Source organism: Veillonella magna, assembly GCF_959600285.1.
GTDB classification, from domain to species: domain Bacteria; phylum Bacillota; class Negativicutes; order Veillonellales; family Veillonellaceae; genus Veillonella_A; species Veillonella_A magna.
The window spans coordinates 45,074-64,994 of record NZ_CAUGKU010000008.1 but is presented as its reverse complement, the minus strand read 5'-3'; the positions used below and the strand labels follow the sequence as shown (position 1 = coordinate 64,994).

Genomic DNA, 19,921 nt, shown 5'->3' with positions numbered 1-19,921 from the left:
GGAGGATTATTATGAATAACGCATTAGGCATGGTTGAAACAAAAGGTTTGGTCGGAGCTATCGAAGCAGCCGATGCAATGGTAAAGGCAGCAAATGTTACATTGACAGGTTATGAAAAAATTGGTTCCGGTTTGGTAACCGTTATGGTTCGCGGCGATGTAGGTGCCGTAAAGGCAGCCGTTGATGCAGGCAGTGCAGCAGCCGCTAAAGTAGGCGAAGTGGTATCCACTCACGTAATTCCGCGTCCGCACAGCGATGTAGAAGCTATTTTGGCAAAATAAACAGTAAAGGAAACCGACTATGGAAAAGGGAGCACTAAAAGAATTAATACGCAAAACCATTGAATCCATAGTGGCGCCTACGATTCCTATCGGAGTGTCTAATCGACATATCCATTTAAGCGGATCTGATTATGACAGATTGTTTCCCCGCGAACTGTTGCGGCCGAAGAAGGCGCTTGCGCAACCCGGTGAGTTTGCGGCGGAACAAACTGTTACCTTAGTGGGACCGAGAGGAACCATTGAACGCGTTCGCTTATTGGGCCCGTTGCGTGCGCATTCTCAGGTCGAAGTATCTCAAACCGATGCCCGTACTCTGGGAATTGCGCCGCCGGTGGCCTTATCCGGTGACTTGTCAAAAGCGGCTCCGATTACTATTAAAACAGCGCATGGTCAAATCACCTTGCCTTGCTGTATCATCGCTAAGCGCCATATTCATGTAGCTGAAGCAGATAGTTCACGCTTGGGCGTACATCATGGTGATACCGTAGCGGTTCGAATGATATCACCGCAGCGAACTACGGTGTATGAAGATGTAATAATCCGTGTATCTCCCGATTATGTAACAGAAATGCATATTGATACGGATGAAGCCAATGCGGCACAAATCAGTAATGGGGATACGGCGTACATCGTAAGGTAGGTGATAATCGTGAACGCTAAGGAATCAGCAACAGTAGACATGTTGGTGCAGCTTATTGTTCAACGGTTAAGGGAACGTCGTGAAAGTGCAGCAGTCATATCGTTAACGTCGGATGCTTCACCGGCAGAGACAGTACTACTACATCATCAGACGATTACAGTTACCGATGTAACTTTCGGACAGCTGCAGCAATTATTGACGGGCGTACGAACACCTTGGATTCAGTGGCTTGATAAAGGGCTGGCCTATGAATGCGATATAACAATTAAAACGGCAATGCCTGTTAATCGTATGTTTCATCCGGCGATGATACTGACATGGCCGTTTACTTTTAGAGATAAGTATGGTAAGCGCATATATAGTTGTAAGGATCGATGCATAACGGCAACAACGGTGCGAGCATATGAAAATGATAGCGCGTTATTACTATTTCGAGGACAGCATGTGACAGCATTGGCACAGGAAGTTATTCAAACTAAACATATAGATGTAATAGAAGGGGTTGTACGCTATGCAGACTGGTAGAGTAATTGGCAGTATTGTATCTACACAAAAGCACGAATCGCTAAAGGGCCTAAAACTGATGATAGTACAGTATGTAGACGGAAATAAGGAACCGTTAGAATCCTATGAAGTGGCGGCTGATACAGTAAGTGCCGGTATCGGAGAATATGTATTGCTTACTCGAGGAAGCTCGGCCAGACATGTATTCGGTAATGAAGAATGCATGGGTTCTGCCGTGGATTGTGCTATCGTAGGAATTATAGACAGCTTTGATAAATAAAGGTGGTGAACGGCGTGGCTATATATACAAAAACTGGTGATGCGGGAACAACCGGATTATTTGACGGTCATCGCGTAGCTAAAGCATCTCGCCGCGTAGATACCTACGGCACGTTGGATGAGTTGAATGCGCATTTAAGTCTATGCGAGAAATTGGTGAGTAACGAAGAAAGTAGGACATGGCTCCACACATTGCAAGGCAAGCTGTTCCGCTTGTGCGCAGAGATTGCAACGCTGGATGAGGAGAAACTGTTGCGCTATAGTACACCTGTGAAAAGTGATGAGGTTCGTGAATTGGAACAGCTTATCGATGCGTATACCAAGCGTTTGCCACCGCTCAATAGTTTTATCTACCAAGGTGCGACAGTGGCAGCGGCGGAGCTTCATATTGCTCGTACCGTTTGTCGCCGAGCAGAGCGGTTGTTGGTAGCACTTCATCAGGAAGAACCTTTGCGGGCTGAGGTCCTATCTTTTGTAAATCGTTTGTCAGATTGTATTTATACATTGGCACGTATGGAAGACTTTACGGCGTATATAACAGAAGTTACGCAACGTGTATTGGCTAAATTAGATACACGCACAGCTCACGACGTTCATCAAACACATGGTGAAGTAACTATGGATGAAAGCTCTTGGCTAAGAGAACAAGTTCACATATTGTGTAAGCGGGCACAAACTAAGGCAGAGGCTATGCAAGTACCGGTAGTGATTGCCGTTGTTGATGCAAAAGGCATGCCGGTTTTGACATATCGGATGGAGAATGCATTGCTGGTCAGCTCGGAATTAGCTCCGGGGAAGGCGTACACAGCTGTCGCGCTCAAGACGGCTACGTCCGAATTGAAGGAAACAATTCAGCCGGGATCGGATTTATATCAGATTGAGGCGATGGTATCTCGCAAACTGGTTACCTTTGGCGGTGGATTTCCCCTATATTACAAAGGAAAGCTGGTAGGTGGCCTGGGAATCAGTGGCGGTACGGTAGAAGAAGATTGTTGTATCGGCCGCTATGCAATGGAATATTTGGAGGCAAACCATGGAAAATAAGCAGGAACTGGAGCGGATGATTCGCTCTATGATTACAGAGATAATGAAGGGAGACGGACCGATGGTAAATGTGTCATCGGCAGTCACCGAAGAATCGCAGGCTGTAGAGGGAGAGCCGGGCGTATTTAAAACCGTGGGAGCTGCGGTGGAAGCAGCCAAGAAAGCACAGCATATTTTTGAAGAATGCACCTTGGCTACGCGGGGAAAAGCGATTACGGCGATTCGTACAGCTATGCGCCCTATGGTGGAAACATTGGCAAAGATGACATATGAAGAAACCGGTATGGGCCGTGTGGCGGATAAAATTATCAAACTCAATCTTACCCTGGATAAGACGCCGGGGGTAGAGGATTTGGTAACGGAATGTGAAACCGGCGATAACGGAATGACATTATATGAATTGTCACCCTATGGTGTTATCGGTGCGATTACACCCAGTACCAATCCGTCGGAAACATTGATTTGTAATGCTATCGGCATGTTGGCGGCGGGCAACGCTATTTTCTTTAGTGTACACCCTGGTGCCAAAAAATTGTCGCGGTGGTTAGTTAGTCGCTTAAATGAAATTGTTCGTGATGCCATCGGTATCGAAAACTTAATCGTAACCATTGAAGAACCATCCATCGAGGCGGCTCAGGAAATGATGGTGCATCCGGATATATCGCTTCTCGTAGTTACCGGTGGCCCCGGTGTTGTTCATCAAGCCTTGTGCAGTGGTAAGAAGGTAATCGGTGCCGGCGCAGGTAATCCGCCGGCGTTTGTAGATGAAACGGCACAAATAAAAAAAGCGGCACAGGACATAGTTCTTGGTGCCAGCTTTGATAACAATATTCTTTGTATTGCAGAAAAGAGCGTTGTAGCTATACGTTCCATTGTAGATGAGTTAGTGCAGCACATGATTGATGCCGGCTCTGTACTTATTACCGATGAACGCCAGATTAATAAGCTGCTAGAGATTACACTTCAGGCCAACGGCTCCCCAAGCCGTAAATTCGTAGGACGAAATGCGAAGGTTATTTTGGAAGCAGCCGGTATCTCTTGCGAAGGAGATCCTCGTCTGATTATTATGCGTACCGATAAAAATCATCCCTTTGCTACGACGGAAATGCTTATGCCGATTTTGCCAATCGTTACGGTAGATAGCTTTGAAGAAGGATTAGCAACCTGCTTATTCTTAGAAAATGGTCTTCATCATACGGCCGTTATGCATTCCTTGAATATGGAGCGTTTGAATCGGATGGCGCGTGCTATGAAAACATCTATTTTTGTTAAGAACGGGCCTTCCTTTGCAGGTCTTGGCTATAATGGTGAAGGAACAACGACATTCACTATTGCTACGCCTACAGGGGAAGCTACTACGACAGCTCGTCACTTTGCACGTCGACGTCGGTGCTGCTTGACGACGGGCTTCCAAATCAGATAGGAGGAATGACTGTGCGAAGCTGGACTTTTTCCACAAATATATATGCGTCAAAGGATGCGCTGCTTCGGCTGACGCGATTTGCCGGAGAACGTATCGTCATTGTATGCGATCCTTTTTTAAAAGGAACTTCGGGCTTAGCGTATGTCCTCGATCTTTTACAAAATAATAATCATGTAGCCATTTATAGCAATGTTGTGCCGGACCCGCCGATTGAAGCCGTCGCCGATGGCGTAAATTTTATGAAGCAGGAGCAGCCGGATATTGTAATTGCTATTGGCGGTGGGTCAGCGATTGATTTGGCAAAAGCAGTTCTTTATTTTTATCGTAAAGTAAATAGCAAGCCAATTAAAAATATGACGGCAATTCCTACTACTAGCGGTACAGGTTCGGAAGTAACCTCCTTTGCGGTGATTACTGATACAGTGTCTAAAGTGAAGTACCCGTTATTGGATGATAGCTTATTGCCGGATGAAGCTATCTTGACACCATTATTCGTAAAGACGGCTCCGCCAAAGGTAACCGCCTATAGCGGTATGGATGTATTGGTACATGCAATAGAAGCTTTGGTATCAACAGGGGCGGATAGCTTTACCGATGCATTGGCAGAAAAAGCCATAGAGTATGTATTTACTTATTTGCCAAGGTGTTATGTGAAATCCGCAGGCGAAGAGGATCGGATGCGCATGCATGAAGCGTCCTGCATGGCCGGATTGGCTTTCAATAAAGCCGGTCTGGGTATTACTCATGCATTGGCACATCAGTTGGGCGCGTTGTATCATATTCCGCATGGGTTGGCAAATGCCATGTTGTTGTCGCGTGTAATTGCCTTCAATGCGTTGCGGTCGGGACAAGCCTTAAAAAAGTATGCCGATATAGCCAAGAAAATGCATTTTTGCGTATCAACGGCAGAGGACAAGGAAGCATTAATTGCCTTGATTAAACAAATTATGACATTGGCTCGTACGCTGGATTGTCCGCTGACGGTAAAAGAAGCTACCGGGCGATCGGCAGAAGAGACGCGGCAAGACATACCGCTCATGGCAGATCGGGCCATAAAGGATCGAACCTATAGCACGAATCCTTATCCGGCTACCATTGATGATTTAGCGCAATTACTACTTACGGTGATGTAATACAGGAGACCATGGACATGGAATTTTTCAATAGCAAAGAAGATAAACAGCGAATTATACAGGAATTTGTACCGGGTAAACAGGTGACGATTGCCCATATTATTGCCAATCCTAAACCTGAGCTTTTTAGAAAAATGGGCTTGGACGAAAACAATCGCAATGCTATCGGAATTCTGACAATCACACCGGGAGAAGGAACGATTATTGCCGCGGATATAGCAACGAAAGCAGCCGGTATTGAGTTGGGCTTCGTTGATAGGTTTTCGGGAGCGCTACTCATCACCGGTGATGTGTCCAGTGTGGAGTCAGCCATGAAAGGTGTATTGGACGGTTTGGAAAAAATTCTGGGATTTTTCCCGACCACCTTAACACGGACGTAATAGAATACATAGAAGGCACGTCGGCGTAACTAAAGCATTAATTATCCGGAATGTATTACGGTGCGGCAGTAGTCATCGGAGAGTAATATAACAGGGACATGGATGAGGATATAGTATGAACGATAACAAGCTAAAGACGGTTATTATGGTAGGTCGTACCGAGGCCGGAAAGACAACATTATCCAATATGCTGATTCATGATACTGATGAGGCGCTTAAAACACAATCTATTGGGCGTATTGGTTCAATTATAGATACACCGGGCGAATTTATTGAAAACCCTGTATATTACAGGGCGATTCTGCTGAACTCGTATGATGCGGATATCGTTATCTTCGTTAATGAGGCAGACGATAAGGAAAGTATATTCCCACCCAATTTTGCAACGGCGTTCAATCGTGAAGTTATTGGTGTTATCACTAAAACCGATTTGGGACATTCGCTGGAAACGGCGTACCATAATTTAACGTCGGCCGGTGTAACCACCATTTTTGAAGTATCTGTACAGGATAAGGAATCCGTAAAACGCTTGCGAGAGTATATTTCAAAATAGTATAGTGACAATGAAAAGCGGTGAGATTATTCATCATAGAATATAACAATGAGTTAGTGAGGCGAGATAGATGGAATTCAAAAAGAACTTGGCCAGTGTGTTGGCTGGAGCCTATAAGTTAGACTATCGTTGGTTAACGATATCCGACAATCAAGAGGTGCGTATTTACAAAGACATCACGGACACGGCAGAGACTCCGTTACTGCTTAATTTTGACGGAACATTTATGCAGCAGCTATTGGTTGTTACGCAAGAAAAAAAGCAGCCTATGATTATTTCTGAAATCTTAGTAGAATGCTGTGCTGCGGAAACTCATGAGTTATACTATGATGAGGCGGGTTATGACGCGAAGGCTATACAGATTCGCCACAAGCCTAATGAACTGACAGCGATTCGTGAAGAAGGCGAGCGATATCTGCTTACTTTGAACGGTGTAGTCAAAACAAATCCCGGGGATTGGGTCATTCGCGGAGTGAACGGTGAGGAGTATCCTTGTGATCCGGAAATTTTCAAAAAATTATACGATATTGTGGAATGAATAGTGTAAAAGATACAATGCCTACCGCAGTAGCTGCAAACATAGCCTTTGATAGATAAGGCTTTTTAGTAGCTAGTGCAGTAGGCATTGTTTTTTAATAGAAGGACGGTGTTATTCGCTGTATCGGATTGCTCTGTTTGGTAAGTTTACAGCGGTTACGAGAGAATAGAGAAAATCATTGTCAATAGAGATAGCTGTTGATACTATATAAGTATCCTGTGTTGTACCGTTGTTTTAAAGCGATCGGTTACAGCAAATAGTTAGAAGTATATTTTGGAGCGTAGAGAAAAAGAGAGGATATAGATTATGAGAGAAAAAATTTTTAAGTATATTGACGAGCATCGCCAAGAGATGCTTACCTTTTGGAAGAAGTTAGTGAGCATTGAGTCAGGTACCTTGTTTAAAGAGGATGTTGACCGAGCACGAGATTTTTTGGTAAAGGCATTTACGGATATCGGCGGTACGGTGACATCATACCCGTATGAAAAAGCGGGCGATTTATTGGTAGTTGATTTTTCTATGGGAAGTACTGCAGCGCCGATTATTTTCAGTGGTCATTACGATACGGTATTTCGTCACGGCACAATAGAGGAACGACCGTTTGTTATTAAAGACGATGGACGTGCGTATGGGCCGGGGGTATTGGACATGAAGGCGGGCATTACTATGCTGTACTTTATTGTTCGTGCCTTACAGGCGATCGACTATCGTGCTCACCCGATTCGGGTTGTACTGGCCGGCGATGAAGAAACAGGTCATCAATCGTCAACGGCAGAAAGAGATTTTTCGGAAGCTGTTAAAGGGGCATGTGCGGCATTTAACTTTGAAACCGGGTATATGGATGATGGCTTTGTTACGGGGCGTAAAGGTGGCGGCCGTGCGTATTTTACCGTAAAGGGTGTCGGTGCACATGCCGGTAACGAGCCGGAGAAAGGACGAAGTGCTATTTTGGAAATGGCTCATAAAATTATTGCCATTCAGGCAAATAATGATTTTGAAGCGGGCCTCACTTATAATTGCGGCGTAGTTCAAGGCGGAACTGTTCCTAATGCGGTACCGGAAGAGGCTAAGCTGGTGGTGGATGTTCGCTTCAAGCGATTGGATCAAGTGGAGAGAGCACGCCGAGAACTGGAAGCCGTTGCGGCTACTACATATGTGGAAGGTACAATGACGGAAATGAAGTTCGATGTGATTATGAGCTCTATGGAAACAACGGACGGTGTAGTTGCGTTGTTCCGCAAGCTGGAAGAAACAGCCAATGAAATCGGCTTTGGACCTATTTATCAGAAATATGTGGGCGGTGGTGCCGACTCGGCTTATGAAGTAAAAATGGGGGTTCCTACGGTGTGTGCCGTTGGTGTAGCAGGCGGTAAAAATCACAGTGTCGATGAATTTGCCGTGGTGGATACATTGTTTAGTCGTGCTAAATTGGTAGCTGCCACAGTGTTAAAGATATAAAAAGTAGAAGTGGTGAGAGGATCGTGTTAGCAAATGGTAGTGCGTAGATTAGTGATGGCCGGCGTATTGATGAGTTTATGTGTGGTAGGGGCGCAGATTAAGGTGCTCGGGTCAATCGCCTTTGATTCCTTTCCGGCTTTTTTAGGCGGATTGTTGTTGGGCCCCAATATAGGCGCGGCTTTAGGTATTTTTGGGCATATTCTGTCAGCGGCTATAGTGGGATTTCCTTTATCCGGTGCTGTTCATGGTATAACAGCGGTTATGATGGGAATCAGCGTGTGGATATACAGTAAGACTATTGCCTACGTATGTCATAGGGGAAGTCGTCGCTGGTTGGCATATGTGCTGGGGTCTGTATTGGCCTATGTGATGATTAACATAGTTGCATTAGTTATATTGTATCCTTGGCTGAAAGGATTTGTTTTTATTATCTTTTGGCCGCTTACGTTAGCCAATATAGCAAATTTACTTCTTGCAGCCTTGGTATATGAGGCATTGCCTTCCGATTATAAAATGGGGAGCAAGTGAAATAAGAGAAGTAAGAGAAGTAAGAGAAATAAGAGAAATAAGAGAAGTAAGAAGATGGCTGATGAATATAATGAAGGGACTATGCGACAGTGAAATTCAGAGATATAACCCTAGTACCGATAACGGCAGAGCTATATATGGCTATCAGTTGTGATGTGGCAGCCTCCATTGGCGAAAAGCCGGACGATGTGTTATGCGTATCGACAAAGATGACCGGCGCTTATTGTGCACGAGTAGCTTTAATGGAATTATTGGCATTGGGCGCAAAGCCGCAAGCCTTAATTCATACGGTGGGAAACGAATTTAATCCTACCGGCAAGCTTTCTTTGGAAGGCATACGAGAGGAACTTAGTCGTGCTGGCTATAATCATATCGAAATTAACGGTAGCTCCGAGGAAAATATGGACACCTCAATGACGGCCATTGGTGTAACGCTATTGGGCAGTATAAGAAAAGATTCTTTCAAAGTACGATGCCAAGCAGTAGAAAAAGGTGACAGTTTGTATGTAGTAGGCTCTCCTTTGGTGGGCCGGGCTGTTATAGAGCGGCCGAGGGACATAGTTCCATATGAAGCGGTGAGTGCTATGGTACACAGTTCTTGCGTACGTGATGTGTTGCCGGTAGGATCACGGGGAATTAGTGGCGAGATGGACACCTTGTTGATGGGGGCATCACTTCGATGCCATTATCTGCCGGAGTGGGAACATAGTGCTATGCTTACGCAAAGCGGTGGACCGGCTACATCTGTTTTGGTTGTTGTTCACCAAGGGCAAGATGATACATTTAAAGCAGAGATGCAATCCATCTATCCTATGGTGAGAAAGTTGGGAAGCGTAGATATGTAATTATTTTATGCGTTACTATTTTATGATATAATCAATAGGCAAGAGGTTTGATAGTTGAGTAGTGTTTTGATAGGGGGAATATAGATGGAATTTCTTTTATTTGTAGTTATTATTGGCTTAGGATTCTTTTTTGTGAAGAAATATAACTATTTACAGGTATTGAGTCAGAAAATTAAAGAAGCTCGGTCTAATATATATGTAGTGTTTAAGCAAAAAGTGGCAATTGTCAATAAGTTTTCAGAGGTGGTAAACCAATATAGCGATTATGAAAAGGTTACACATTTGACTGCATCAGAAAATTATACAGATATGGCTAGAGAAACAGCACAGGCTGTTAACTCTATTCATGCATTAGCGAATATGTATCCAGAACTGAAAGCGGATAGGCAGTATGCTATTTTCTTGGATAATATTAGTAAGAATGAAGTTCAGTTGGCGGAGCGTAGAGAACGATATAACTCGGTTGTTAATCATTACAACAGTGAAATTGCTAAAATACCAATGGTATTTGTAGCATCTGTATTAGGTTTTAAGGAAGCACCTTATTTTGACACGGAAAATGAAAGTGCAATTGATTCTTTTAGTGGTGCTAATACGGAAGCAATAAAAGAGTTGGCACTTAAAGGTACCGAACAAATTAAGGAAAAGTTTACACAAAAAAGTGAAAACAAGTAAGTAGTATCGTAGCAAATTTATGGAATATATAAGCTGTCAGAGATTGTGATAAAAGGTTATCTGCTCTGACAGCTTATTTGATTTTGTAAAAGCTATCGGTTACAATTGGAACAAAACATAGTTTTCGAGAAAATTATTAGTATGAGGAGAGATAATTATGAATAAAACAATATATTTGGCAGGTGGTTGTTTTTGGGGCGTACAAGCATTATTGGATAGAGTTCCCGGTGTCGTTGCCACAGAGGTAGGCTATGCAAACGGAACAGTAGTAAATCCTTCGTACGAAGAAGTGTGTACCGGTGCAACGGGTGCGGCAGAAACTGTTTTTGTTACCTATGATGATGAAAAGATAACGTTAGTATCATTGTTACAAGTTCTGTTTGATGCGATTGATCCGACTACATTGAATAAGCAAGGACCGGATATAGGAACGCAATATCGATCGGGTATTTATTATGTAGATGAAAAAGATAAAGCTATTTGTGAAGAGTTTCTTAGTCGTTTGCAACATGCTTGGTCAGCTCCGATTGTTACGGAGGTATTGCCATTACATAACTTTTATGCTGCTGAAGAGTATCATCAAAAATATTTAAAAAAGAATCCCGGCGGATATTGCCATATTCGTTTAGATTAAGTGATAGCAATAAAATATATGCTGATGCAGAAGGTGGGAATGTGACTGCACTACAGATGATAGGGAGATTTAAATCCTCGATAAATCCATGCATCGCTGTTAAGTGCAGGCTTGTGTGAACGTATAATCTGCAATGGTACCGGCAATACTACCGGCAAAGGTTAGGGTAAAAAGTTACGAAACTTTTGTACCTATACTTAAACTAAACGAAACTAAACTAAACATCTCTAAAGAAAGTACAAAGAAAGGTAGCGAAGCTATCCTTGAACAACCCCAAGAAAATACATTTGAAAATGTAGAAGAGGACATGTTGCAATCAATATCCAAATCTAAATCAAAGCCTACATCGAAGCTTATAGCGAAGTCTACATCAAAGTCTGCATCGATCTAGTGCAGATGACGAAGAGGCACCGTTTGTTCCGTCAACATTGGGGATGGTGCAGGCGTATATTGGACGCATAGCAAAGGGAGCTGTAACTGAAATGTAAGTTAAAAAACTTAATCTCGTTACAGCTCCCTTTTTGTGAGAGAGGTACGATACAAGGTACGCTACAGCGTACCTGCTCATAACCACATGATTGATTACTGTTTGTGAATCAATATTTTTTCTGTATCTTTTTCGTGAACTTCCTTGAAATGTTCCTGTGCATAAGCAAGGTCTTCCGGTGTGTTAATATCAATGAAGATATCGGCTTCGAAAGAATCCGGCTGTAACGGAATTTGTAACAAGGATACTTCTTTGTAGAACGAATGCAATAATTTTTCGCCGTTCGCAATTTTTTCTTTCATAATCGGTAACAGGGAGCGATTATAAATAGCGTGTAAGCAAATGTCTTCACCGTTCAACATCGGTACTACTACACTGGCGATACCTTGAGCAGCTACCATACGTTCCAATACTACAAGGGAAAGGAACGGCATATCTACGCCGATAACAAAAAAGTTTTCCGCATCGGAGCTTTCCATAGCAGTAGCCACCGCACCGAGTGTATTATGTCCGGGATATTTATCTTCTACTATGGTAGCATCTTTCAATGGTTCAAAATTCTTTAAGAGCTGCGCATTGTCAGTGACAACAATCGGTTCTCGTTCAAAGGAGAACCGAAGCATCGTATAGATGGTTTCGATTAAGGTGTCACCTCCAAATTTGGCAAATACTTTGTTGTAGCCCATGCGCGAGCTGTTGCTGCCGGCCAAGATAACCGGTTGTAATCTTGCTAGTGATTCATACATAGTAGATTCCCCCTTCTTAAGATTGTATCTTTAGGTTAATTATATCACAGGTGCATACGTAATAGAATATAAAATCATGAAATAAATGAGAATATCTATATGAATTTTGCATAGATAATATCAAACTATCGTTGGCAGCGCTTACCGGCCACGTAAACATCAGTAATTTGGCGGGGTTCGCCGTTATACAGGAAACGCTGTAAACGTTGGAACGGTGTATACGAATGATTCGGTAAGCAAAGATCGCTATCGTCGATAATCAGAAAGTCCGCTGCGTAGTCCGGGGCAAAATGACCAATCTGTGGAAAGATTCCGCCGCCGTGCGTAGCCATATAGAAAAGCTCCATGGTAGTAAGTGTGTGGCCGCCGCATAAAGTAGCGCGCTCTTTGGCCATCATGGCTGCCATAGCGATTGTGCGCGGCATAAAAAGTTCATGACCACCGGAAATATCCGAGCAGAGACCGATAGGTATACCGCGTTGTTGTAAGTCGGCAACGGGCGCAATCCCGGAGGCTAGGTCTGCATTGGAGAACGGCGCATGGGCTACAATGACTTCGTAGTCTGCAAGCATTTGCTTTTCTTCCTCCGTACACCACACGCAATGGGCCATGATAGTTTGGCGGGGACCCCGCAGTAATCCATAGTGGCGATATACATCTAAATAATTATGGCATTCCGGATGAAGGTCCCGTACCCAAGCAATCTCATCGCGATTTTCGGAAAGATGGGATTGCACCGGTACTTGGTAAGCATCGGCTAAGCGTGCAAGAGCTTGCATCAATTTAGGAGTACAGGAAGGAACGAAGCGAGGAGTAAGTATAGGTCGAACCTGCTTGAATTGACGTGCCGCCGTGAGCCAGTCGGTGGTAGCAGCGATACTTTCTTCGGTAGTTTCTTGATAGTAATCGGGTGAGTTACGATCCATATTTACTTTGCCGACGAAGGCGCGTAGTCCTGCGCGCTCCAATAGTGTCATAAGCTGAAGTGTAGCCGGCGTGTGAATGGAGGCAAAGATAACCGAGGAGGTAATGCCGTTGGTTAATAGAGCCTTGGTGAAGGCTGTGTACATGGTGGTGGCATAAGAGATGTCTTTATATTTACTTTCTTCCGGAAATGTATAGGTTTCCAGCCAAGGCAACAGTTCTTCGTCAAGGCCGAGACCAAGATTGGCGAATTGCGGAGCATGCAGATGAATATCCGAAAATCCGGGAATGATGAGGGCAGTGCCGGTATCAATACGAGGTATATCGGAAGACACGATGTCGGTAGAGGGGATCGTGCTAAACACATCTGCAATGTGACCGTCACGGATAAGCATTGCCTTATAGGTAGATAGGTGAGAGGGTGTGTCCGGTGAAAGTATGGTGCCTAATAAAAGATATGAATTCATGGCGAACTCCTTTGGGGAATGTGCTTCTGCGAAGATAGCTACAGTGTAAAGTTATCGCGCGGAGAAGCAATATGAGTGGTAATAATTTGAATAAAGTCCTCTAAGTAATTGCTGTGACTGGCCATTTTATGCGTGGCAAGATCAATAGAGTTTACCCAGCCCAATGCGGGAAACGGAAAGATGTGAATCGGATTGAAGCGATTGGTAGACGAATTAACCTTCTTAATAATTTGTGATAAAAACAGCGGGCATAAGGCGACGCCATAGTCGGCAGCGCAGAGGCGTAGAATTTTTGAAAAATCATTACTGGACGCAATGATGTGGGGATGAATGTCCATCTTATCAAAGGTTTGTTTGTAATTAAGCCACAAGCTGCCAATCGGATAATTAGCGATAAGCGGTAATGTTTCAAACTCCTTAATAGAAATGCCTTCACGGGAAAAGCGATCTAATTCATCGGGCAAAAAATAGCGTTGCAGCAAAGAGTCGGTACCCATAACACCGGGTTGCTCATGAACGAGTGAACGCTTATCAAAATCTTCATGATTGATGATGTTGAATCCGATGATTACATCCAATTGACCGCGTAGCAGTAGCTCCTCCAAGCGCCGAGTATCTTCATACATAACGTCTACACGAATATCCGGATATAATTGACGAAAGTCGGTCAACATTTCTACGACCGAGTCATGTACGCGATAGGACCCCATGCCGAAGCGCAATGTTCCTTGACTGGCCGTATGAAGAAGCTGTAAATCGTTTTTCATATTGTTTTCGATAATTTGAATACGTTCCAATGCTTTTAAAAGAATTCGTCCTTCCGGTGTTAAGGCAAGCTGAGGCTTGCGAAAGAAAAGCGTAACACCGTGTTCTTTCTCCAGACGACGAATATTGTCGCTTACCGCCTGTTGGGATGTAAATAAAATTTCGGCAGCCTTACCCATGTGTAAGGTATGAGCCGTGATAATAAAGCATTTCTCGCTATTTGTCATAGGTAAAACCTCTCTCTTTGTTATAACGGTCGATGGTGTGACATTGCGTATGATTTTTATGTTTTATAATACACTTGTCTATACCAAGTGTAACATGTTCTGTCAGTGCATACAAGATTAAACTTGTGGGCGTGGCTTGTAAAGTTTGTTCGCACTAACCGATAATTGCGATTATAATTTATCTTGTAAAAGTTCTATAGAATATTTTATTTGTACATATAATATTCAAGAGAGAGAAATAACCAGGATACATAGTATTGGTTATATACGATGGGAGGCGCGGCACATGCGAATCGATTTAAACAGTGATTTAGGTGAAAGCTTTGGTAACTATACCTTAGGTATGGATAGCGAAGTGTTAAAGCAGGTAACCAGTGCTAACGTGGCTTGCGGTTGGCATGCAGGGGATCCGTTGATTATGGAAAAGACGGTGCGACTTTGTAAAGAACGAGGCGTAGCCGTAGGGGCACATCCCGGTTATCCGGATTTGATGGGCTTTGGTCGTCGCAAGCTTGATGTAACACCGGATGAAGCGCGAACGTATATGCAATATCAGGTGGGCGCACTCAGTGCGTTTTGTGCGGCGGCCGATGTACCGTTGCAGCATATAAAGCTTCACGGTGCCTTCTATAACACGGCTTGTGTGGAACCAAGATTGGCCGATGCCGTATTGGATGGCATTGAAGCGATGAATCCCGGTGTGTATATCATGGCATTAAGCGGCAGCTACATTGCTACCAAAGCTAAACAGCGTGGTCTCAAAGTCATTCAAGAAGTATTTGCCGATCGAGGTTATACAGAGCAGGGAACGCTGGTACCACGTAATCAAGAGGGGGCCTTTATTAAAGATCCGCAAGAAGCGTTGGAACGTATTTTGCAAATGATTCAAAAGGGCACGGTAGTTACCAACACCGGTAAGGAAATTGAAATTGTTGCCGATTCCGTATGTGTACATGGAGATAACCCGTCGGCGTTGGCCTTTACGGCTACGATTAGAGAGGGATTGGAGAAGGCAGGTATTGAGGTTTGCCATTTCATTGGTCGTGATTGAGTACAAGCAGTACTGATAGCAGTGATGACGTGATTAGTAGTATATGTGTTTAACATCATATGAGTAGTATGGAACGATAGTTTCTATAAATCGCGTGCAAAGGTAATTGATTTGAGCGCGTAAAGATAATTCGTTTACATGAGAGTGTAACAAAATTTGTTTTGTAGTATGGAAAGATAGTTTGGGGGATTTATTATGAGCAAAGATCCGAATCAGAAGAAAAGCTGGTCCGTGCTTATCGGTGCGGCCTTCCTGATGGCTACGTCGGCTATCGGGCCTGGATTTATGACGCAAACGGCAGCCTTTACGGCGAAGTACGAAGCCGATTTTGCCTTCGTTATTGTAGCGTCGGTTATTTTAGCGTATATCGCACAGATTAATGTATGGTCTATTATTGCCGTGTCTAAGATGCGCGGTCAGGATATTGCCAATAAGGTATTGCCGGGGCTGGGCTATTTCGTAGCCTTTTTGGTAGCTTTAGGTGGTTTGGCGTTTAACATCGGTAATATCGGCGGTGCCGCTTTGGGGATGAACGTTATGTTCGGTACCAGTACAGAAGTAGGCGCTATCATTTCCGCTGTTATCGGTGTAGGAATTTTTATGTCTTATCGGGCAGCGCAGGCGATGGACCAATTAACAAAGTATTTGGGTATTCTCATGATTTTGCTTATCGGGTATGTAATGATTGTATCGACGCCGCCGGTAGGTACAGCGGTAGCACATACGGTTATGCCTACGGAATACCAGTGGTTAGCAACCATTACTTTATTAGGCGGTACAGTTGGCGGTTACATTACATTTTCCGGTGGCCATCGTTTAATTGATGCGGGTATCGTAGGTGAAGAAAATCTGGGACAGGTGCGTAAGTCGGCTACACTCGGTATGGGGGTAGCTACCTTGGTTCGTATTTTATTCTTCCTGGCAGTGCTTGGCGTTGTATCGCAAGGGGCGCTTCTCGATGCATCGAACCCGGCAGCAGATGCCTTCCTCAAACCGGCCGGTCAGGTAGGGTATAAAATCTTTGGTATCGTATTCTTCTGTGCCGCCATTACCTCGGTATTAGGAGCGGCTTACACGTCTGTATCGTTTTTGAAAACACTCTTTAAACCTGTGGCAGCTCGTGAAAATTTGTGGATTATCGGTTTCATAATTATTTCCACATTGATTCTTCTCTTCATGGGCAAACCGGCTATGCTGCTCATCGTAGCAGGCTCCTTGAACGGTTTGATTTTGCCGGTAACCTTGGCAGTAATACTTTTGGCAGCAAAGAAAAAAGAAATTGTCGGCGATTACAAGCACTCGAATTTCTTGTTCTGGGCCGGCTGGGCCGTAGTAGTTATCTCCGCATATATCGGATTCACTTCCTTGCAGGGAATTTCTAAATTATTAGGTTAGATTAAAGGAGATCGTCTATGGGTATACAAGCTTCATCCGGAGGCACATCGGATATGACGACGGCATTAACCTTTGCCCCTGTAGGGGATTGTGCGCTATCCGCCGTGTTTGGTGATACAATTTCTCCGGATATTAATAAACGTATTCGCCATGTGGTAACAGCACTAAGTGAAGAGACGGCGTCGGGTATTGTAGAAATGGTGCCGACCTATGCTTCGCTGTTGGTGGTATACGATCCGCTGATTGTAGCGTATGAAGAGCTGTGCAATCATATTCGATGTATTGCTGCTGATGCGAAGAGTAGTGAAACATCGGACACGGTGCGCGTTGTAGAAATCCCTACCGTCTATGGCGGTGAGTATGGTATGGACATTGAAAACGTATGTAATCATACGGGTCTCAGTGAAAGTGAAGTTGTGGCTATGCACAGCGGCACCGATTATTTGGTATACATGCTGGGTTTTATCCCCGGTTTTACCTATTTAGGAGGCATGAATCAAGCTCTGGCCACACCGCGGCTATCGACACCACGTACCTTGATACCGGCGGGATCCGTCGGTATTGCCGGTGCGCAGACGGGAATTTATCCGTCCGAATCTCCCGGCGGTTGGCAGATTATCGGCCGTACACCGTTAACGCTCTATGACGGTAGCAAGGAGCAGCCGATGTTGCTCAGTGCCGGCGACTATGTGCGGTATGTGCCGATTACGGAGGAGGAATATCAACGGATTGCTGCCTTGGGCAGTGGCTATACGGTAACGGTGCATGAAGTAAAGGAGCGTGAGCTTAATGGCAATCGGTAAAGAAACAACAGCATGGCGCATTACTATGCCGGGAATGCTCACTACCGTACAAGATGCGGGACGCATCGGCTATCAACAATATGGCATGCCCGTTGCGGGGGCGATGGACGGCGAAAGCTATCGCTTGGGTCAGCGGTTGGTAGGCAATGATACAGATATAGGAGCACTGGAGTGCACGGTTATGGGACCTAGCTTTATCAGTGAAGGTCCGGCTGTCATTGCCTTTACCGGTGCAGATATGTCTCCGGCTGTTAACGGTACGCCGGTTCCTATGAATACACCGTTGGCAGTAGAACCCGGTGATGAAGTGACTACCGGTTTTGCCAGCTATGGGGTGCGCATGTATATTGCGGTGCGCGGCGGAGTACGGGTGACACCAGTAAACGGCAGCGTAGCTACTCACGGAAAATCCGGTATCGGTGGTTTTAAAGGACGCAAGTTACAAAAGGATGATGTACTTACCGTGGCGCGCACTGTTGAAGTACCACAGCTTCACGTGGATCCCGATTATGAGGGTCCGTTTAATGGAACAACACCGATTCGTGTAGTATTGGGACCGCAACATGAACGCTTTACAAAAGAAGCGCGACACACATTTTTTACTTCACCGTATCTCATTACACCTACTTCGGATCGCATGGGCTATCGCTTGGCCGGACAGGCATTAACACATACGGATGGGGCAGATATCATTTCCGATGGTGCTGTGTTCGGCTCCATTCAAGTACCGTCTGACGGACAACCGATTATCTTGATGGCCGATCGGCAAACAACCGGTGGCTATACTAAAATCGGTACGGTCATTACACCGGATTTACCGCGATTGGCTCAGATGCCGGTGGAGATGACGATTCGTTTTACCGAGGTTACTGTGGGAGAAGCACAAGCGTTATACCGCGAATATAAAGAAAGAGAAGCCTCGTGGGTGCAGACTGAAGAAAAAGCGGTTTCTTTATTGTATTCATCCGTTCTTCCATGGGGAGAGACTGAGAAAAGACTCTCCATCAGGAATGATAGTTATGTTTAGGTCGCTTAGGAAGAACGAAGCTTGTAAGAGTATGTTGCCATGTATAGTGATTACCAATCGTTGTTTGCGCATTGGCCGCTATTTTCTGTGTGGTAAATTTGCTTGGTATATGTGCCGGAAGGATTGACGATAGATGATTGTCAGATATACCGCGACAGACCGGAGTAGCCGGGTATTGTGTGCGTTCGGCAGCGATGAATTTTTAGCGTAGTCAATGATATAGATAAACATAGTCGGTTATGGATGAGAGAAATCCACAACCGGCTATTTTTTATGGACAGTTGGTAATTCTATTAATCTATAGTAAAATGAATAGTAGTATATACTTGTGAAAATAGTAGATAGGAGTTGGATGATGAAAAAAGAATGGATGGTAGCTCTCGGTATTGTTGGTATGTTGGGATGTAATCAGGTAGCGGAGGCGGCACAGGATGTGTTGATGGAGCCTACGACGCAGGAACCAATTGCAATCACGGCGATACAAGAACCGACAACAGTGGTGATGCCTAGTCGAGAGGTAGCACGTATGTCGGATACCTATGCAGCTTGGTATGGTGACAGGGTCGTGCATTTTTATAATGTAAATGGTCATGTGCAAGAAGGTAAACAGGTGAATGATGAACGCTTCTTATATTATATGCGGGTGCGCCTACACTTCTATAATGAGTCGCATAATTGGAAAAAGGACAGCTATGGATATATTACGCTGAAACATTTGTATGAAGAGTATGCGTCGTTATTGGCTAATGTGCCGATAGGAGGAAAGCTTGAAGGTGCTATGTTATTAGAACCATTAGTACAGGCAGAGTCTACAGTATATGATAATGAACTCCGCACCTATATGAATGAAATGGTACTCTTTGCTATGAGGGAAAGCATGAAGGATGATAATCCTACGCAACAAGAGTTACCTTCTACAATAGATACGCCGATTGATTTGTGGGCAGCGATTCAAGGCGTAGAAGCAGCACCTACCAAAGATAGTGCACGCTATGCTGCAGTGCCGAAGGAATCTTGGGAACAGCAGCCCGTAGAGGATAGCGACTTACTTACCGGGAAGTAGCGGCTTTGCAAGGCGGATGCCTTGATGACTAACGGTGAACAACATATCAAT

The 19,921-nt window shown here is 44.4% G+C and carries 23 protein-coding genes; 20 read left to right on the top strand and 3 right to left on the bottom strand.

Annotated elements, in window-relative coordinates:
- Positions 1-11: 11 nt before the first annotated feature.
- The 15 genes from pduA (at position 12) to msrA (ending at position 10,915) form a co-directional block, all read left to right on the top strand.
- A complete protein-coding gene (gene pduA / locus Q5873_RS05940; protein WP_028255119.1) occupies positions 12-281 on the top strand; it encodes a propanediol utilization microcompartment protein PduA in 270 nt (89 codons plus the stop codon).
- A 19-nt stretch (positions 282-300) separates the two neighbouring features.
- Positions 301-921: a phosphate propanoyltransferase gene (gene pduL, locus Q5873_RS05935; RefSeq protein WP_303059826.1), complete on the top strand. Its 621-nt coding sequence runs from the start codon at positions 301-303 to the stop codon at positions 919-921.
- Between the two features lie 9 nt (positions 922-930).
- Positions 931-1,446: a PduM family microcompartment protein gene (gene pduM / locus Q5873_RS05930; RefSeq protein ID WP_303059824.1), complete on the top strand. Its 516-nt coding sequence runs from the start codon at positions 931-933 to the stop codon at positions 1,444-1,446.
- Positions 1,433-1,705 (top strand): EutN/CcmL family microcompartment protein, encoded by a 273-nt coding sequence (locus Q5873_RS05925; protein ID WP_028255116.1) that lies wholly within the window; start codon positions 1,433-1,435, stop codon positions 1,703-1,705. Before pduM ends, Q5873_RS05925 begins: the two co-directional genes overlap by 14 nt.
- Before the next feature lie 14 nt (positions 1,706-1,719).
- Positions 1,720-2,748: a cob(I)yrinic acid a,c-diamide adenosyltransferase gene (locus Q5873_RS05920; protein ID WP_288760497.1), complete on the top strand. Its 1,029-nt coding sequence runs from the start codon at positions 1,720-1,722 to the stop codon at positions 2,746-2,748.
- Entirely contained in the window at positions 2,738-4,171 is a 1,434-nt protein-coding gene (locus Q5873_RS05915) for an aldehyde dehydrogenase family protein (RefSeq protein ID WP_303059822.1), read from the top strand. Before Q5873_RS05920 ends, Q5873_RS05915 begins: the two co-directional genes overlap by 11 nt.
- Positions 4,172-4,182: 11 nt before the next feature.
- A complete protein-coding gene (locus tag Q5873_RS05910; RefSeq protein WP_288191019.1) occupies positions 4,183-5,304 on the top strand; it encodes a 1-propanol dehydrogenase PduQ in 1,122 nt (373 codons plus the stop codon).
- Positions 5,305-5,321: 17 nt separating this feature from the next.
- Entirely contained in the window at positions 5,322-5,684 is a 363-nt protein-coding gene (locus Q5873_RS05905) for a BMC domain-containing protein (RefSeq protein ID WP_028255112.1), read from the top strand.
- A gap of 115 nt (positions 5,685-5,799) precedes the next feature.
- Positions 5,800-6,237 carry a EutP/PduV family microcompartment system protein gene (locus tag Q5873_RS05900; protein WP_028255111.1) on the top strand — a complete coding sequence of 146 codons (438 nt, stop codon included), beginning with the start codon at positions 5,800-5,802 and terminating at the stop codon, positions 6,235-6,237.
- Positions 6,238-6,307: 70 nt separating this feature from the next.
- The gene (locus tag Q5873_RS05895) at positions 6,308-6,775 is read left to right on the top strand and encodes a hypothetical protein (RefSeq protein WP_205087824.1); all 468 of its coding nucleotides are present in this window, start codon (positions 6,308-6,310) and stop codon (positions 6,773-6,775) included.
- A gap of 306 nt (positions 6,776-7,081) precedes the next feature.
- Positions 7,082-8,233, top strand: coding sequence for a M20 family metallopeptidase (locus tag Q5873_RS05890; protein ID WP_303059817.1), 1,152 nt, complete (start codon positions 7,082-7,084; stop codon positions 8,231-8,233).
- Positions 8,234-8,266: 33 nt separating this feature from the next.
- Complete coding sequence (locus Q5873_RS05885) at positions 8,267-8,761, top strand: ECF transporter S component (protein WP_288301432.1); 495 nt, start codon at positions 8,267-8,269, stop codon at positions 8,759-8,761.
- Between the two features lie 137 nt (positions 8,762-8,898).
- The gene (locus tag Q5873_RS05880; RefSeq protein ID WP_303059815.1) at positions 8,899-9,606 is read left to right on the top strand and encodes a hypothetical protein; all 708 of its coding nucleotides are present in this window, start codon (positions 8,899-8,901) and stop codon (positions 9,604-9,606) included.
- Between the two features lie 84 nt (positions 9,607-9,690).
- On the top strand, positions 9,691-10,281 hold the full coding sequence (locus tag Q5873_RS05875) for a LemA family protein (protein WP_276789992.1): 591 nt from the start codon (positions 9,691-9,693) through the stop codon (positions 10,279-10,281).
- A 157-nt stretch (positions 10,282-10,438) separates the two neighbouring features.
- Entirely contained in the window at positions 10,439-10,915 is a 477-nt protein-coding gene (gene msrA / locus Q5873_RS05870) for a peptide-methionine (S)-S-oxide reductase MsrA (protein WP_276789993.1), read from the top strand.
- A gap of 582 nt (positions 10,916-11,497) precedes the next feature.
- On the opposite strand, the gene mobA is transcribed toward msrA, so the two are convergent.
- The 3 genes from mobA to Q5873_RS05855 all read right to left on the bottom strand — a co-directional run bounded on the left by mobA (position 11,498) and on the right by Q5873_RS05855 (position 14,531).
- Entirely contained in the window at positions 11,498-12,148 is a 651-nt protein-coding gene (mobA, locus tag Q5873_RS05865) for a molybdenum cofactor guanylyltransferase (protein WP_028255107.1), read from the bottom strand.
- A gap of 125 nt (positions 12,149-12,273) precedes the next feature.
- A complete protein-coding gene (locus tag Q5873_RS05860) occupies positions 12,274-13,539 on the bottom strand; it encodes an amidohydrolase family protein (protein ID WP_303059811.1) in 1,266 nt (421 codons plus the stop codon).
- Between the two features lie 38 nt (positions 13,540-13,577).
- Positions 13,578-14,531 carry a LysR family transcriptional regulator gene (locus tag Q5873_RS05855; protein ID WP_288191097.1) on the bottom strand — a complete coding sequence of 318 codons (954 nt, stop codon included), beginning with the start codon at positions 14,529-14,531 and terminating at the stop codon, positions 13,578-13,580.
- Between the two features lie 286 nt (positions 14,532-14,817).
- Here Q5873_RS05855 and Q5873_RS05850 point away from each other — a divergent pair, with 286 nt between their 5' ends.
- From Q5873_RS05850 to Q5873_RS05830, 5 genes are all read left to right on the top strand, one after another.
- Complete coding sequence (locus Q5873_RS05850; RefSeq protein ID WP_028255104.1) at positions 14,818-15,582, top strand: LamB/YcsF family protein; 765 nt, start codon at positions 14,818-14,820, stop codon at positions 15,580-15,582.
- A 195-nt stretch (positions 15,583-15,777) separates the two neighbouring features.
- Positions 15,778-16,977, top strand: a complete 1,200-nt coding sequence (locus tag Q5873_RS05845; protein ID WP_303059808.1) for an NRAMP family divalent metal transporter — start codon at positions 15,778-15,780, stop codon at positions 16,975-16,977.
- A gap of 17 nt (positions 16,978-16,994) precedes the next feature.
- Positions 16,995-17,780 (top strand): 5-oxoprolinase subunit PxpB, encoded by a 786-nt coding sequence (gene pxpB / locus Q5873_RS05840; RefSeq protein ID WP_303059807.1) that lies wholly within the window; start codon positions 16,995-16,997, stop codon positions 17,778-17,780.
- A complete protein-coding gene (locus Q5873_RS05835; RefSeq protein ID WP_303059806.1) occupies positions 17,767-18,807 on the top strand; it encodes a 5-oxoprolinase subunit C family protein in 1,041 nt (346 codons plus the stop codon). Before pxpB ends, Q5873_RS05835 begins: the two co-directional genes overlap by 14 nt.
- A gap of 355 nt (positions 18,808-19,162) precedes the next feature.
- Positions 19,163-19,870 (top strand): hypothetical protein, encoded by a 708-nt coding sequence (locus tag Q5873_RS05830; protein WP_303059804.1) that lies wholly within the window; start codon positions 19,163-19,165, stop codon positions 19,868-19,870.
- The last annotated feature ends 51 nt before the right edge of the window (positions 19,871-19,921 follow it).